The organism is Azospirillum sp. RU38E, from assembly GCF_900188385.1.
Lineage (GTDB): Bacteria > Pseudomonadota > Alphaproteobacteria > Azospirillales > Azospirillaceae > Niveispirillum.
Genome location: NZ_FZOI01000007.1, coordinates 1 through 15,408, shown reverse-complemented (window position 1 = coordinate 15,408; position 15,408 = coordinate 1). Strand labels below are relative to the sequence as shown.

General features: G+C 63.2%; 13 protein-coding genes. 7 read left to right on the top strand and 6 right to left on the bottom strand.

The features are described from left to right. Positions 1-54 precede the first annotated feature (54 nt). Together CHB97_RS13435 and CHB97_RS13430 are read left to right on the top strand one after the other, a co-directional pair. The gene (locus CHB97_RS13435) at positions 55-867 is read left to right on the top strand and encodes a substrate-binding domain-containing protein (protein ID WP_089288660.1); all 813 of its coding nucleotides are present in this window, start codon (positions 55-57) and stop codon (positions 865-867) included. Positions 868-869: 2 nt separating this feature from the next. Beyond that, positions 870-2,165, top strand: coding sequence for an MFS transporter (locus CHB97_RS13430; protein WP_200819942.1), 1,296 nt, complete (start codon positions 870-872; stop codon positions 2,163-2,165). 98 nt (positions 2,166-2,263) lie between these two features. Here the strand turns inward: CHB97_RS13430 and CHB97_RS13425 are convergent, their stop codons facing one another. Continuing rightward, a complete protein-coding gene (locus CHB97_RS13425) occupies positions 2,264-4,438 on the bottom strand; it encodes a M3 family metallopeptidase (RefSeq protein ID WP_244559526.1) in 2,175 nt (724 codons plus the stop codon). 163 nt (positions 4,439-4,601) lie between these two features. Here CHB97_RS13425 and CHB97_RS13420 point away from each other — a divergent pair, with 163 nt between their 5' ends. Beyond that, positions 4,602-5,396 (top strand): polyphosphate kinase 2 family protein, encoded by a 795-nt coding sequence (locus tag CHB97_RS13420; protein WP_089288498.1) that lies wholly within the window; start codon positions 4,602-4,604, stop codon positions 5,394-5,396. 115 nt (positions 5,397-5,511) lie between these two features. Continuing rightward, a complete protein-coding gene (locus CHB97_RS13415; protein WP_089288497.1) occupies positions 5,512-6,276 on the top strand; it encodes an MOSC domain-containing protein in 765 nt (254 codons plus the stop codon). A gap of 178 nt (positions 6,277-6,454) precedes the next feature. On the opposite strand, the gene CHB97_RS13410 is transcribed toward CHB97_RS13415, so the two are convergent. Further along, on the bottom strand, positions 6,455-7,375 hold the full coding sequence (locus CHB97_RS13410; protein ID WP_089288496.1) for a peptidylprolyl isomerase: 921 nt from the start codon (positions 7,373-7,375) through the stop codon (positions 6,455-6,457). 397 nt (positions 7,376-7,772) lie between these two features. On the opposite strand from CHB97_RS13410, the gene secA reads away from it, so the two are divergent. Both secA and CHB97_RS13400 read left to right on the top strand, forming a co-directional pair. After that, the gene (gene secA / locus CHB97_RS13405; protein WP_089288658.1) at positions 7,773-10,529 is read left to right on the top strand and encodes a preprotein translocase subunit SecA; all 2,757 of its coding nucleotides are present in this window, start codon (positions 7,773-7,775) and stop codon (positions 10,527-10,529) included. A gap of 44 nt (positions 10,530-10,573) precedes the next feature. Next, positions 10,574-10,882, top strand: a complete 309-nt coding sequence (locus CHB97_RS13400) for a cupin domain-containing protein (protein ID WP_160105856.1) — start codon at positions 10,574-10,576, stop codon at positions 10,880-10,882. A gap of 9 nt (positions 10,883-10,891) precedes the next feature. Here the strand turns inward: CHB97_RS13400 and CHB97_RS13395 are convergent, their stop codons facing one another. The 4 genes from CHB97_RS13395 to CHB97_RS13380 form a co-directional block, all read right to left on the bottom strand. After that, positions 10,892-13,270, bottom strand: a complete 2,379-nt coding sequence (locus CHB97_RS13395; protein ID WP_089288494.1) for a patatin-like protein — start codon at positions 13,268-13,270, stop codon at positions 10,892-10,894. A 106-nt stretch (positions 13,271-13,376) separates the two neighbouring features. Then, positions 13,377-13,664 carry a type II toxin-antitoxin system RelE/ParE family toxin gene (locus CHB97_RS13390; protein WP_089288493.1) on the bottom strand — a complete coding sequence of 96 codons (288 nt, stop codon included), beginning with the start codon at positions 13,662-13,664 and terminating at the stop codon, positions 13,377-13,379. Further along, positions 13,654-13,872: an addiction module protein gene (locus CHB97_RS13385; RefSeq protein WP_143270914.1), complete on the bottom strand. Its 219-nt coding sequence runs from the start codon at positions 13,870-13,872 to the stop codon at positions 13,654-13,656. The genes CHB97_RS13390 and CHB97_RS13385 overlap by 11 nt, the downstream gene beginning before the upstream one ends. A 94-nt stretch (positions 13,873-13,966) precedes the next feature. After that, a complete protein-coding gene (locus CHB97_RS13380; protein WP_089288491.1) occupies positions 13,967-14,788 on the bottom strand; it encodes a hypothetical protein in 822 nt (273 codons plus the stop codon). Positions 14,789-14,940: 152 nt separating this feature from the next. On the opposite strand from CHB97_RS13380, the gene CHB97_RS13375 reads away from it, so the two are divergent. After that, positions 14,941-15,408, top strand: a 468-nt coding sequence (locus CHB97_RS13375) for a transposase (RefSeq protein WP_200819940.1), incomplete at its 3' end; no start/stop codon positions are given.

The window sequence follows — 15,408 nt, the reverse complement described above, 5'->3', positions numbered from 1 at the left end:
ATTTTTATTCCGTCGCCCCACAATGGGCAAAACACCAAACCGGAGGAGACGGAGATGATACCCAGTGCCCCCCGTCAGGCGGGCGGTGCCCTGTCGCGCCTGCTCGCCACGCTGCTGTTGCTGTCCCCCCTGCCCGCCAGTGCGGCGGAACTGCATGTCGCCAGTTCTGGCGGGTTCGCCGCCGCCTATAAGGCGCTGGCCCCTGAATTTGAAAAGCGCACCGGCCATAGGCTGATATCGGCCTGGGGCCCCTCCATGGGCGACACGCCGGAGGCGATCCCCAACCGCCTGCACCGGGATGAGGATATTGACGTCGTCATCATGGTCGGCGACAGCCTGGAAGGGCTGGTCCGCGAGGGGGAGGTGATGGATGACGGCCATCATGTGCTGGCCCTGTCCAAAATCGGCATGGCCGTGAAGGAAGGCGCCCCGCAGCCGGATATTTCCAGCATCGCCGCCCTGAAACAGACGCTGCTGAAGGCGAAATCCATCGCCTATTCCGACAGCGCCAGCGGGGTTTTCCTGTCCACTGTGCTGTTCCCCCGCCTGGGCATCGCCGATGCCATGCAGGGCAAAGCCCGGATGATCCCGGCGGAACCGGTGGGCCGGGTCGTTGCCCGCGGAGAGGCCGAAATCGGCTTTCAGCAGATCAGCGAATTGCTGCCGGTCCCCGGCATCGATCTGGTCGGCGCCCTGCCGGACGCGGCGCAGAAGGTCACGCCCTTTTCCGTCGGCATCGTGGCCGCGTCGAAGGAGAAGCAGGCAGCCGACGAACTGGTCGCCTTCCTGTCTTCCGCCGACGCCGCCCCGCTGATCAGCCAATCCGGGCTGGAGCCCGCCCCGACAGCCCGTCATTCAGGATCATGATCATGCAGGGTTCCATCGCCAAACCGCCTTCAAAGCTGGCCACGGTGTTGCGCGTCACCAGCGGCAACTTCTTGGAAATGTTCGATTTCTTCCTGTACGGCTTTTATGCCAGCTATATTGCCAAGGCATTTTTCCCCAGCGGGAACGAGTATGCCTCGCTGATGCTGACCTTTGCCACCTTTGGCGCTGGCTTCCTGATGCGGCCGGTGGGGGCGGTGATTCTGGGCAGCTATATTGACCGGATCGGCCGCAGCAAGGGGCTGGTGCTGACCCTGGCCATCATGGCGCTGGGCACGGTGCTGATCGCCTTTGTGCCCGGCTATGACAGTATCGGTATCCTGGCCCCGTTCCTGGTGCTGATCGGCCGGCTGCTGCAGGGCTTCTCCGCCGGGGTGGAGCTGGGCGGCGTCTCCGTCTATCTGTCGGAAATGGCCACGCCGGGGCGCAAGGGCTTCTATGTCAGCTGGCAATCGGCCAGCCAGCAGGCGGCCATCATGGCGGCCGCCCTGATTGGTTATGGGCTCAACCAGGTGCTGGCCCCCGAACAGATCCATGATTGGGGCTGGCGCGTTCCTTTCTTCATCGGCTGCCTGATCGTGCCGGTGATCTTTGTCATCCGCCGGTCCTTGCAGGAAACGGACGAGTTCCTGGCCCGCAAGCATCATCCGACCTTCAAGGAGATCATCCTCTCCATCGCCATGAACTGGCGGCTGGTGCTGGCCGGCATGATGGTGGTGGTGATGACCACGGTGTCCTTCTATCTGATCACCGTCTATACCCCCACCTATGGCAAGAATGTGCTGAAGCTGGATGGGGCAGACAGTTTGCTGCTGACCTTCTGCATCGGCCTGTCCAATTTCTTCTGGCTGCCGGTGATGGGAGCCTTGTCGGACAAGGTGGGCCGGCAGCCGTTACTGCTGGGCTTCACCATCCTGACCATGGCAACCGCCTATCCGGTGCTGAACTGGATGGTGAATGATATCAGCTTCCAGAACATGCTGATCGCCGAACTGTGGCTGTCCTTCCTTTATGCCAGCTACAACGCCGCCGCCGTTGTGGCCCTGACAGAGGTAATGCCGCCGCAGGTCCGCACCGTCGGCTTTTCGCTGGCCTACAGCCTGGCCACGGCCCTGTTCGGCGGTTTCACCCCGCTGATCTCCACCTGGCTGATCGAGGTGACGGGCGACAAGGCGGCACCCGGCCTGTGGATGGGGGCGGCGGCCTTCTGCGGCATGGTGGCAGTGCTGATGCTGTACCGGCGCGGCGGCGTGGCCGTGCGGGCCTGGGCGAAAGCCTGACAGCACCATATGGAAAAGCCCCGCCTGGACCGTTGCGCACGGTCCAGGCGGGGCTTTTTTCATGTTGGGGCGCCGCAGAGAGCGCCCCAACCTGTCACTCAGTTCACGCGGTTATCCAGCAGGCCGCGATTCTTCAGCAGCGCATCCACCTTGGGTGCGCGACCCCGGAAGCCGATATAGGCCTCCATCGGGTCACGGGAACCGCCGGCGGAATAGACATTCTCCAGCAGCTTCTTGGACAGGGTCGGGTCAAAAATGTCGCCGGCTTCCTTGAAGGCGTTGAAGCCGTCAGCATCCAGCACTTCCGCCCACATATAGCTGTAATAGCCCGACGAATAGCCGTCACCGGAGAAGATGTGGCTGAAATGCGGGCTGCGGTGCCGCATGACGATTTCCTTCGGCATCCCCAGCTTGGTCAGCGTCTCCCGCTCGAACGTGTCCGGGTTCAGGTCCTTGGCGTCCGTCAGGCTGTGATAGGCCAGATCGACCAGGGCAGACGAGGTGTAGGACACCGTGGCGAAGCCCTGGTTGAAGGTCTGGGACGCAATGATCTTGTCCAGCAGTTCCTTCGGGATCGGCTTGCCCGTCTTATAATGCACGGCGAATTTCTGCAGAATCTGCGGTTCCGCCACCCAATGTTCCAGCACCTGGCTGGGGAATTCCACGAAATCACGCAGCACGCCGGTGCCGGAGACCTGCGGATAGGTCACGTTCGACAACATGCCATGCAGGCCATGGCCGAATTCGTGGAACAGGGTGGTGGCATCGTCAAAGGACAGCAGGGTCGGCTGGCCCTCGGCCCCCTTGGCGAAGTTGTTGTTGTTCAGCACGATGGGACGAATATCGCCGGTCAGCTTCTCCTGCGAGCGCAGGGACGACATCCAGGCGCCGGACCGCTTGGACGGGCGGGCGAAATTGTCGCTGTAGAAGACGGCCAGATGCTTGCCATCCTTGTCCTTGGCCTCATAGACCTTGACGTCGGGATGGTAGGTCGGCACGCCCTTCAGCTCCGTGAAGGTGACGCCGAACAGGCGGTTGGCGGTGTAGAACATCGCCTCCACCATCTTGTCCAACTGGAAGTACGGCTTGATCTCTTCTTCGTTCAGGTCGTACTTGGCCTTGCGGACCTTCTCCGCATAATAATACCAGTCCCACGGCTCGATCTGGATATTCTGGCCTTCCTTGGCGGCCAGCTTCTGCATCTCGTCGCGTTCCTCGGCGGCGCGCACCTTGGCCGGTTCCCACACCTGCATCAGCAGGTCGCTCACGGCCTGGGGATTCTTGGCCATGGTGTCGGCCAGCTTATATTCCGCAAAGGTCTTGTAGCCCAGCAGGTTGGCGCGCTCGATGCGCAGCTGCACGATCTCCGTGATGACGGCGTTGTTGTCATGCTCATCGCCATTGTCGCCACGGGCGATCCAGGCCTTCCAGGCCTGCTCACGCAGAGCCCGGTTGTCGGAGAAGGTCAGGAACGGCTCAATCGACGAACGCGACAGGGTGATGACGTACTTGCCGGCTTCGCCCCGGTCCTTGGCCGCCTGCGACGCGGCGGCCACCACGAAATCAGGCAGGCCGGCCAGCTGGTCTTTGCTGGTCAGCACCAGCTTGTAACCCTTTTCATCCGCCAGCACATTCTGGCTGAACTTGGTGGACAGCACGGCCAGCCGTTCCAGGATGGCGGCCATCCGCTCCCGCTGCGCGCCCTGCAGCTCGGCACCGGCGCGCACGAAGCCCAGATAATAGCGCTCCAGCACGCGGGACTGTTCCGGCGTCAGCTTCAACTGGTCGCGCTGCTTGTACAGCGTGCTGATCCGCTGGAACAGGGTGGCATTCAGGTTGATGGCATTGCCATGGGCCGCCAGCAGCGGCGCCATGTCACGCTGGATCTTGTCCAGCTCGTCATTGGTGTTGGACGAGGTCAGGTTGGAGAAGACGGCCGACACGCGGTCCAGCAACTGGCCGCTCTTTTCCATCGCGTCGATGGTGTTGGCGAAGGTGGGGGCCGCCTTGGTATCGGTGATGGCCTTGATCTCGACCAGCTGGTCGGCCATGCCCTTTTCAAAGGCTGGGCGGAAATGGGCCGGCTTGATGGCATCGAACGGCGGAACGCCGAAGGGGGTTTTCCATTCCTGGAAGAAGGGATTCTCGCTCATCTTCGCCTTGTCAGCCTGTGCCATCTGGGTCGGTGTATCCGCCGCCAGCGCCGCAGGGACCATGGCGCCGGACAGGGAGAGGATCAGGGCCGAAGCCCCCGCCATCAAGTAGCTTTTCAACGTGCCGTTCCTTTTTGCCAGGGCTTTTGCCCCTTGGATTGCCGAATTTCCATGGGTCGGCCATGCCGCTTTCCATGGCAAGGCCTGAAACCAAATCGTTACAATAGAGCCACGGTCACGACCGCGCCAACCCGGTTCATCGCTGAAGGGAGTTCCACGCGCCATGGGAAATAGCCACGCCGCCCCGCATCTCGACAAGCTGGATATGAAGGAACACCGGTTCGTCGACAAGGCCGCCTATCTGAAGGAGCTGGAATCCCTGCAGGAACAGGTGATGCATGTCCAGCAGGCCTATTGGCATTCCAAGCGGCGCGCCATTCTGGTGTTTGAAGGCTGGGACGCTGCCGGCAAGGGGGGGGCCATCCGCCGGCTGACCGAAACACTGGACCCGCGCGGCGCCCATGTCTGGCCCATTGCCGCCCCGCTGCCGCAGGAACAGGGCCGGCATTATCTGTGGCGCTTCTGGCAGCGCCTGCCGGAACCCGGCACCTTCGCCATTTTCGACCGTTCCTGGTACGGCCGGGTGCTGGTGGAACGGGTGGAAGGCTTTGCCAAACCGTCGGAATGGCAGCGCGCCTATGATGAGATCAACGAGTTTGAGCGGTTGTTGATCGATGATGGCGTGCGGATCGTGAAGCTGTTCCTGCATATCAGCGAGGATGAACAGCGCCGCCGCTTCCGTGAACGGCTGCACAATCCCTATAAGCGCTGGAAGCTGACGTCCGAAGATCTGCGCAACCGCGCCCGCCGCCCGCAATATGAGCTGGCGACCAACCAGATGTTCGACCGCACCCATACCAAGCACGCGCCCTGGCACCTGATCCCGGCCGATGCCAAATGGTATGCACGGGTGGAGGTATTGCGCCAGGTGGTGGCGCGGCTGTCGGAAGGGGTGGATATCTCCCCGCCCACCCTGGACGACGCGTTCCTGCGCGAGGCGGAGACCCTGCTGGGGTAAGGGGCTTACGGGCGGGGGCACTTTATCTTTTGGGAAATTCCATCGTAACCGGCCCTTCATAGTCCAACGGTACGATTGACAAGCGCCCACCCCGCCCGCTTAAGCTGTAGCCATCATGTCTGTGACCCTCGACGCCATCCATTATTACCCGGTCAAGAGCCTGTCCGCCCAAAAGCTGGACAGCGTTTCCTTGTCACCGGGGGAATGCCTGCCGCAGGATCGGCGTTTCGCCATCCTGCACCGGGCCAGCAATTTCGACGCCACGGCCCCGGCCTGGAAGCCAAAGACCAACTTCCTGGCCCTGGTCCGGGATGAGAAACTGGCGACCCTGGTGGCAACCTATGATCCGGCCATCTGCCAGCTGGTGCTGAACCGGGCGGGCAAGCCGGTGGCGCGCGGGCGGATTGATACGCCGACCGGCCGGATGCTGATCGATCAGTTTCTGTCCGCCTACATGGATGGCAGTGCCGCCCCCGGCCCCTATAAGCTGGTGGAGTCGGCAGCGCATAATTTCACCGACATTCCGGAAAAGGCCGTCTCGCTGATCAATCTGGCCAGCGTGAAGGATATTGGCCGCGTCACCCAGGCCCCGGTCGATCCGCTGCGCTTTCGCGGCAATCTGCATTTGGCGGGCCTGCCGGCCTGGGCGGAGATGCAGTGGGTGGGCAAGCGCATCGCCGTCGGCGATACGGTGCTGGAGGTGTTCAAGACCATCACCCGCTGCGCGGCGGTGGAGGTCAATCCCAGCACCGGTGAACGCGACATGCCGCTGATCAAGGCGCTGAAGACCGGCTTCAACCACGTCATCTGCGGTGTCTATGCCATGGTGGTGGAAGGCGGCACCGTGACGGCGGGTGACCCGGTACGCGTTCTGGATTGAGCGTCTGTTTCCTGGGGTGCTTTACCCACGACCCAGCGTTCAGCAACGTCACTAACGCTTCACCACCGTCATTCCCGCGAAGGCGGGAATGACGGTTAAGCGCATAAAATGGCAGGGGAAATTCCTAAAAACACCCCAGAAGCAAAAAGGGGGACGGCGAACCGTCCCCCGATAGGCCTTACTTCTTTTCCGCCGGAGCGGCGGGGGCCGCCGGGGCGGCCGGCATCGGGCCGCCATCGATGTTGAAGGTTTCCACCTTCGCACCCTTGCGCAGGCCCTGGATCACCTCTTCGGCGATATCCTGCGCCACGGCGGAGCGCAGCTGCGGGGCGGCCTGGTCAAAGGTCGGCAGGGTCTGCTTGCGCTTATCCTCAACCTTGATGACGTGATAGCCGAACTCGGTCTTCACCGGGGTCTGGCTCAGGTCGCCGGGCTTCATGGCGAAGGCGGCCTCGGCGAATTCCTTCACCATCTGGTCCTTCACGAAGTAACCCAGATCGCCACCATTGGTCTTGGTGCCATCCGTGCCCTTCTCACCGGCCAGCTTGGCGAAATCGGCGCCACCCTTCAGCTGCTTGATGATGGCGTCGGCCTCTTCCTTGGTCTTCACCAAGATATGGCGGGCGCGCACTTCATCCTGCGGCGGGTTGGCCTTGACCCACTTGTCATAGGCAACCTTCAGCTTGTCCTGGGTCATGCGCTTGTCGATCTCGGCGCGCAGCCAGGCCTGCTGAACGAACTGCTGTTCAGCCTCCTTCAGGCGCTTCTTCACCTCGGCGCTGTCCTGCAGCTTGGCCTTGTAACCGGCCTCCGACACCAGTTCGGACTGGACCAGCTGTTCCAGCAGCTGCGGATAGATCATCTGCACCGGGTAATTCTGCGCTTCCGGCCCCAGCTGCTGCAGCGAGGCCAGCACGTCGGAGCGCTTGATCTCCTTGCCATTCACGCGGGCGACCACCGGATCGTCGGCCAGCGACGGGGCGGCCTTCTTGTCGGCGGGGGCCTTGGCGTCCTGCGCCAGGGCGGTCATGGAAACAGAACCCAGCGCGGCCGTCGTCATGGCGACAACCAGGGCGGCACGCATCGTCTTGACCAGCATCTTAGGAATTTCCCTCACATCAAAGGCTGGGCCGGCCAGTAGGTCCGCCAGCTTTCCACGAAATCTATTCACCCAGCCCGACCGGCTATCCCCGAAAAGGGCCCCGCCAGGACTGTCCGCATAAAGCATGAGTGCCCATGCCCCGGCAAGACCATGCCATCACGGGGCCGGAAAATGGCGTTAAAAGACTGTCATCTTCCACCCAAAATCAACAGCGGGCGGCTGGATTGAGTGAAGCCACGTTGACCGGAAGGCGAAGCGGTCTTATCTGTCACCGGTGCCGGCCCCTGTCTTGACGGGGACGGTGCCCTTGTCCCGGCGGCCGGTGACGGCCGATCCGGGTTTGGTGTGTTCCGTATTCTTCACCTTCCTGCCTTTATGCTTCGCGGAGTTCTCCATGTTCGGTGCCATTGCCCGCAAATTGTTCGGCAACGCCAATGAGCGGGTGGTCAAGGGCTTGCGCAAAAAGGTCGAAACGATCAATGCGCTGGAGCCGAAGCTGCAAGCGCTGTCCGACGCTGAATTGCAGATGCGCACCGACTGGCTGCGCGACCGGCTGGAGAAGGGCGAGTCGCTGGATGACATCCTGGCCGACGCCTTTGCCACCGTGCGCGAGGCCTCCAAGCGCGTCATGGGGATGCGGCATTTTGACGTGCAGCTGATCGGCGGCATGGTGCTGCATTCCGGCAAGATCGCCGAAATGCGCACCGGTGAAGGCAAGACGCTGGTGGCAACCCTGGCCGTGTACCTGAACGCGCTCCAGGGCAAGGGCGTGCATGTCGTCACCGTGAACGATTATCTGGCCCGCCGCGACGCCCTGCATATGGGCAAGCTCTATGGCTTCCTGGGCCTGACCACCGGCGTCATTGTGCATGGGCTGGATGATCATGAACGCCGCGATGCTTACGCGGCAGACATTACCTACGGCACCAACAACGAATTCGGCTTCGACTATCTGCGCGACAATATGAAGTATCGGCGCGAGGACATGGTCCAGCGCCCCTTCAATTACGCCATCGTCGACGAGGTGGACAGCATCCTGGTGGATGAGGCGCGCACGCCGCTGATCATCTCCGGCCCCTCCACCGATAGTTCGGAGCTGTATATCGCCGTCAACAAGGTGATCGGGCGCCTGGACGAGAGCGATTATGAGAAGGACGAGAAGGCCAAGGCCGTCTCCATGACTGAAAGCGGCACGGAAAAGGTGTCGCAGATCCTGACGGAGATGGAGCTGCTGAAGAGCGGCGACCTCTACGACATTCATAATATTTCGCTGGTCCATCACGTGAACCAGGCGCTGAAGGCGCACAAGCTGTTCACGGCCAATGTCGATTACATCGTGAAGGACGACAAGGTCGTCATCATTGATGAATTCACTGGCCGCATGATGGAAGGCCGCCGCTATTCCGAAGGGCTGCATCAGGCGCTGGAAGCCAAGGAAGGCGTCTCGATCCAGCGGGAAAACCAGACGCTGGCCAGCATCACCTTCCAGAATTACTTCCGCATTTACCCCAAGCTGTCTGGCATGACCGGTACGGCCATGACGGAAGCGGCAGAATTCCAGGAAATCTATGGGCTGGAAGTGGTGGATATCCCCACCAACCTGCCAGTCCGCCGCGTCGATGCCGATGACGAGGTCTATCGCACGGCGGCGGAGAAATACGAGGCCATCGTGAAGCTGGTGGCCGAGTGCCAGCAGCGCCAGCAGCCCATTCTGGTCGGTACCGTTTCGATTGAGAAATCAGAAACGCTGTCCACCCTGCTGAAGCAGAAGGGCGTGCCGCATAATGTGCTGAACGCCCGTTACCACGAACAGGAAGCCTATATCGTTTCGCAGGCGGGTCGTCCCGGTGCCGTAACGATCGCCACCAACATGGCCGGTCGCGGCACCGACATTCAGTTGGGCGGCAACCTGGAAATGCGCATTGAGTATGAGCTGGCCGAGCTGCCGGAAGGGCCGGAGCGCGATGCGCGCATCCAGACCATCAAGGAAGAGGTGGCCGCCGCCAAGCAGGTGGTGCTGGCAGCCGGCGGGCTTTATGTGGTGGGCACCGAACGCCATGAAAGCCGCCGCATCGACAACCAGCTGCGTGGTCGTTCGGGCCGCCAGGGCGACCCCGGTGCGTCGAAATTCTTCCTGTCGCTGGATGATGACCTGATGCGCATCTTCGGCAGCAACCGTCTGGACGGGATGCTGCAGAAGCTGGGTCTGGAGAAGGGGGAGGCGATCATCCACCCCTGGATCAACAAGGCCCTGGAAAAGGCGCAGCAGCGCGTCGAAGCGCATAATTTCGACATCCGCAAGAACCTGCTGAAATACGACAATGTGATGAATGACCAGCGCAAGGTCATTTATGAACAGCGCCGGGAGATCATGGACGCCACCGACGTGGCCGAAATGATCAAGGAAATGCGGCATGAGGTGATTACCGACATGGTGCGCCGCGCCATCCCGGAAAATGCCTATGCCGAACAGTGGGACATGAACCTGCTGCACGAGGAATGCCTGCGCATCCTGGGGGCCGACCTGCCGGTGCGGGAATGGGCCAAGGAAGAAGGCATCGCGGATGAGCAGATCACTGAGCGGCTGCTGGAATTCGCCGAGGCCAAGATGGCGGAAAAGGAAGCGGCCTATGGTCCGGACCTGATCCGCAATATCGAGAAGAGCCTACTGCTGCAGATCCTGGATCAGGTCTGGAAGGACCATCTGCTGTCGCTGGATCATCTGCGCCAGGGCATCAACCTGCGCGCCTATGCCCAGCGCGACCCGCTGAACGAATATAAGCGCGAGGCGTTCGAGCTGTTCTCTGGCCTGCTGGATAATCTGCGGGAGCAGGTGACCCAGATGCTGATGCTGATCCAGGTGCGGGTGAGCGAGCCCGACCTGACGCCGCCGCCCTTCATCGGGGAGGAAAGCCGTTTCGACCCGGCCATGGCCGCCCCCGCCATGCCGCCGGCAGACGCCCCCCTGCCCGACGGCATGGTGCGCCGCAGCCCGCAGATTGCCGGTGGCGGCTTTGGCGCTGGCCTGTTGCCGGTGGCGGAGGAGACCGATCTGGTTGGCGACGATACCTGGATCAACACCCCGCGCAACGCGCCTTGCCCCTGCGGCAGCGGCAAGAAGTACAAGCACTGCCACGGTGCGGCGGTGTGATGAACAGGCCGGGGGCAACCCCGGCCTTTTTCATGGGAACGCGGATGGGAACAAGTCCTGTAAACATGCTGGACGCGGCAGCCGGATTGGGGCCGGGTTGGGCATCCAGAATATTGGCCGATATGCCGGCAGCCCGGATCAAGCTGTTTCAGGTTGATCCGGCGGGACTGGCGGAAGAGGTGCACCCAACCTATCCCGAGGCACTGTTGATGCTGGCGGGCGCCATCCGGCTGCGCCTGGGTGAACAGGTGCTGCCGCTTCGGGCCGGTGATTTCCAACTGATCCCGGCCGGTGTGCCCCATGCGATAGAGCCGGGGGGAAGCGGGGCGTTTCTGCTGGTGGACCCGGAATAGGGCGGTGCCCTACCCACACGCCTCCACCCATTTCCGGATTTGCTCCATCGCCGGATGCCCACAGCCGAATCGCGCCTCCTCCGCCTGCAGGATGGCGTGGAAGGCGCGCAGTTTATGGGCGTTGATGCGGGCTTCCGTCAGGCTCAGCCCGCCGGCATCCACCAGCAGGTCGATGCAGCGTTCCGCGGCGTGCAGCCGGCCCAGCACATAATCCAGCGCCCGGTCCTGCCGGCTGAAAAAGCCGCCAAAGGCATTCATCCGGGCGCTGCGCAGTTCCACCGGGGCCCCACCCCGGCGCAGCAGCCGGGCATCGGGCGGGCCGATCCGGTCCACCTTGATGGCGTGGAATTCATCCAGCTCCACCCAGCCGCTGGTGGAAAAGGTCAGCACATCCCAGAAGGCGAAGCCCAGATAGGCCTCAAACACCCGCGCGCGGGCACTGGGCCCCAGATAGTTCAGCCCCATCAGGGCGAAAATCTCATCCACCTCCACCGACTGGGCCTCCAGGTTCCAGACGGCGGCCAGCCGTTCCAGCGCCTGATCCAGCGCTGCCGGCCCCGGCGGGCGATTGCCATCGCCGCGCAGCAGGTGGTTCAGCGCCGACCGTTCCCCGGCATTCAGCATGTCCAGACCGATAGCATGGGGCAGCCGTTCCAGGGCGCTGTAGAGCCCGGCCTTCATCTCATCCAGATCGCTGTGGCGCGTATCGGTGAACTCCCCCTCCCCCACCACGGCATAGAGGCCGTTCAACTCGCGGATCAGGAAGCGCAGGCGGCGGTCGCGGAAGGCGACATCGAAATCGCGCAGGAAGCGCACCCAGGGTGGGGCGCTGTCGGCCGGGCCGGTTTCCACCTCCGGCGGGGTGTCGATCCGGTCGGGCAGCACGCCGCGCGCCTTGGCCCATTCATGCAGGGCCGCCTGCATGGTGGCCCTACCCACCGCATCACCCCGACCCAGACAGGGGGCCAGCACCCGCGCCAGCCCTTCCAGCGCCCCTTCAATCTTCAGCCGCAGATAGGCTTCATAGGCAAAACCGGCCTGCGACGCGGCGGCGCGGCTGGCCGCATCGCGCCAATGCCGCACCTGTTCGATGCTGGGCGCATCGGGCAACGGGCCGCCCACCACGCGGGCCACCTGTTCCGCCACGCGCGGGCGGGCGGCATCCAACAGGCCGCGCAGCCGTTCCACCCGCGCATTGCGCCCGGCAATGGCCAGCAACTCATCCCGCACCGGTTCATTGCGGGGAATATCCGACAAGGCCCCCCGGATGGTGCGGAAGAATCCCGGCGGTTCCGGCTTGGCCGCGCCATTGGGAACTGCCGGCTTGGGGTCGATATAGACCATGCGCCGGTCAACCTCCCGATAGGCGGGGCGACCGGCGATGGCGGCCAGGGCGGCGGCAAAGGGTTTGTTGTTCAGCACCGACCCGTCGATGAAGCTGGCCTGTTCCGGGTCGGCACCATGGCGGCGATATTCGGCGAAATTCCGCTCAAAAAACCGGGCGCGACCTTCCCAGGTCTCCGCCCTTTCATGCAGCAGATGGTCCATCTGCCGGATCTGCGCCGGGGGGAAGGCACCGGGATAGCTGGCGGACGCGCGGGCGGCGAACACCAGCCCCGGCACATCGCCATCGGTGAAGTCGCTTTCGACATCGCCAGCCCCGCCGCGCCGGTAACGGAAGCTGAACCGATGGCGATGCTCCCGCTCGGCGATTTCCGGCGGGTCATGGGCGGGGATGCGGGTGGTATAGCCATGGAAATCGGTGGCGGTGATATAGAGCGAAAGCGGCAGGCCGCGCGGCATCAGGCTGGCATCGGGCCTGGCCCCGCTCTTGCCCATGGCGCGGGCGGCATCCAGCAGGAATTCCATCAGCCGCTTGCCGTCGAACGGCGGGGAGAACCAGCGCGAGCGCACGAAGAAGGACAGCTTGTCCCGCGTTTCCTCGTCCGGCGCCATGTTGGTGAAACGGCGGAACCAGAGCCAGAGCAAGGGCCGCATGAACCATTTGCTCCAGCGCCCGGCCTTGTGATCGGGCGTCAACAGAGCGGTGACATCGGCATTTTCCAGCCACAGCCGGGTCAACGGTTCCAGGTCCAGATCATGGGCGATGGCGCGGGCCAGCAGCACGGCATTGATGCCCCCCGCACTGGCCCCCGCCGCCACATCCACCAGCACCCGCAGCGACAGGTCCGGCAGCAGATCGGCCAGCAGGCCGCGATACACCACCTCTGTATCCTGCGGGGCCTGCACGGGGCCGTGCGGCGGGGCGTGCAGCCCATGGCTGGCCCGCACCAGCTTCCACAGCTCCTTGGTTACGCCATGCATGTAAACGGCCAGACTGACCCCGCCATAGCAGACGAGCGCGATGCGCAGCTCCTTCTCCTTCAACGGCTTACCCTCCTGGCGGTTTATCTCCGCCAGTGTGGGGCCGTGGAGGGGGCGGGGTCAACGCGCGCCGTCACAGGGGGACGAGGTCGTGCATTCGGCGATTATTTCACGCGGCGTTGCCACCAGCGTGGATGGCGGCGGGCATGGAAGCAGGCAAACACCTCCACGAATCACCTTGGATGCGGAAGAAGAGGCCATAGGGAAAGCGATGAAACCCCGCCCGGCGGACTGCGCCGCGCACGGTCGGGAAAAGGCGAGGGTGCTCCGACAGGCGCAGGGCAAGGGCGCGAAACTCCCCCATAAACCGTTTGCCCAAATCCGGGTGCTGATCGTCGTACCAGTCGAGGGCCTCGGCAAGCTCGGCTTTGGCAGCGGGCGTCAGCTCAACCCGCATTGCGATAGCGGGCCGTCAATTCTTCATAAACCGCAAAAGCGTCCTGGCCCTGTTTGATATCCTGATCCAGCGTAGCAAGGCGGCGGTCGATCTCGGCGGCCTGCGCTTCGGTCAGGGGAATATCCTCCGGATCAATGCTGGCCAGAAGTTCGTCAGCCAAAGCGATTTTTTCAGCCGCCGTCAAGTGGCTGAAGTCAAATGTTGGCATCGGTGCCACTCCTGCTCTCATCGCGCTGCGGGGTCAGCGCGGTCCGCTTCTCATGGATCAGCTTATGGTGCGCCGAACAAGCCGTTTCAAGCTATCACGCCCCCGGCGACGCGCAATAATCCGCCAGCATATAGGCCGCCTTCACCTCGTATTTCGCCCCCGGTTTCAGGATGAATTCGCTGGCACCATAGCGTTCAAACCCGCCGCCCTGTTTGGGCTTCCAGTCGAAGGTGTAGCCAAGCCGGGTCCAGGGGGCGCCGCCTTCCTTCAGGTTCTGGCGCATATTGCCGGAAAACCAGTCCCAATAGGATTGGCGCTCCCCGCAGGCCGTATCCCCCGCCGTGCAGGTGGGGCGGGAGACGGTGCTGGCATCATCCAGGGTGCAGGTGCTGACGGTCACATCGGTGAGCGGGCAGGGGCGGGCCAGTTGGGCCGGGTCGATCCACATTTCCACCACCTGGGCATAGGGCACGGCGGGGTTCAGGCCCAGCCATTGCACCACCCGTTCCGTCTTGGCCGTCGCGTCGCCCGCCGCCGCCTGACAGAAGCCGCGCAGCTGCGGCACCGCCGTCACCCAGATCTGGCCCCAGCCGCTGGGGCCACCGGTGGGCTTGCCCTCGTAATATTTCTGGTACGAACTGGTGGACATGGTGGAGGCGACCAGCACCTGCCGCCCGGCAGGACCATCACGCCAGACCAAATCAGGGTTATCCGCGGCAATGCGCAGCAGGCCCGGACCGATCACCGCCGGTCCCGTCACCGCCACCGCGTGCAGGGAGGCGGCATAGAGATCAGCGGGGGATGCCGCTGCCGCGGCGTCGCTGGCCGTGGCCGATGCCTTCACCCCCGATGCCGGTTGCCCGGCACAACCGGCCAGCAGTACAGCCAGACAAGCGACGATCAGTGACCCACGCATGCCCCCCCCCGTTGAACGATGACGCGGGATGGGATTATCGACCTTTACCCCGGATTTGTCACCGGTTGCCGGCATTTTTCCGGATTTATTTTTGATAACAAGTAATTACCCTTATTTTGGAGCGGTTAAGAATTTACAGGGTGTTTTTCGGGATGCGGTTTGCGGATCATGGTCGGCGGGTGGTCATGGGGGCGTTTGACGGGGGAGAAATCACCTCGGATGCGGGCGGGCTGCTGTTGCGTGAGGTGGCCGGTCGGCTGAATTTGTTTGAGCGGATGGCGGCCTGCTTTGAGGACCGACGCAACCGTAAGCAGGTGACGCATGCGCTGCCCGATCTGCTGGCGCAGCGGGTCATCGCCATGGCGCTGGGGTACGAGGACCTCAACGATCACGACCGGATGCGCCACGATCCGCTGTTGAAGGTGACGGCGGCAGCCAGGCCGCGGATAGCGGGTGGCGCGCCGTTGCCGGCGCTGGCCGGGAGTTCGACGCTGGGCCGGCTGGAGCGGCGTTTCGAGGAGGCCAACCGGCGTTATCACAAGTTCACCGCGCAGCCGTCACGCCTGCAGGATCTGTATGTCGAACTGTTCACCGGCAGTTATGCGACAGCGCCGGAGCGG

Bases quoted from the DNA above. Each gene is read 5' to 3' on its own strand.
- CHB97_RS13435 (WP_089288660.1), top strand. From the start codon at position 55: ATGATACCCAGTGCCCCCCGTCAGGCGGGCGGTGCCCTGTCGCGCCTG.
- CHB97_RS13385 (WP_143270914.1), bottom strand. From the start codon at position 13,872: ATGCCAACATTTGACTTCAGCCACTTGACGGCGGCTGAAAAAATCGCT.
- CHB97_RS13430 (WP_200819942.1), top strand. From the start codon at position 870: ATGCAGGGTTCCATCGCCAAACCGCCTTCAAAGCTGGCCACGGTGTTG.
- secA (WP_089288658.1), top strand. From the start codon at position 7,773: ATGTTCGGTGCCATTGCCCGCAAATTGTTCGGCAACGCCAATGAGCGG.
- CHB97_RS13400 (WP_160105856.1), top strand. From the start codon at position 10,574: ATGGGAACAAGTCCTGTAAACATGCTGGACGCGGCAGCCGGATTGGGG.
- CHB97_RS13410 (WP_089288496.1), bottom strand. From the start codon at position 7,375: ATGCTGGTCAAGACGATGCGTGCCGCCCTGGTTGTCGCCATGACGACG.
- CHB97_RS13415 (WP_089288497.1), top strand. From the start codon at position 5,512: ATGTCTGTGACCCTCGACGCCATCCATTATTACCCGGTCAAGAGCCTG.
- CHB97_RS13420 (WP_089288498.1), top strand. From the start codon at position 4,602: ATGGGAAATAGCCACGCCGCCCCGCATCTCGACAAGCTGGATATGAAG.
- CHB97_RS13390 (WP_089288493.1), bottom strand. From the start codon at position 13,664: ATGCGGGTTGAGCTGACGCCCGCTGCCAAAGCCGAGCTTGCCGAGGCC.
- CHB97_RS13380 (WP_089288491.1), bottom strand. From the start codon at position 14,788: ATGCGTGGGTCACTGATCGTCGCTTGTCTGGCTGTACTGCTGGCCGGT.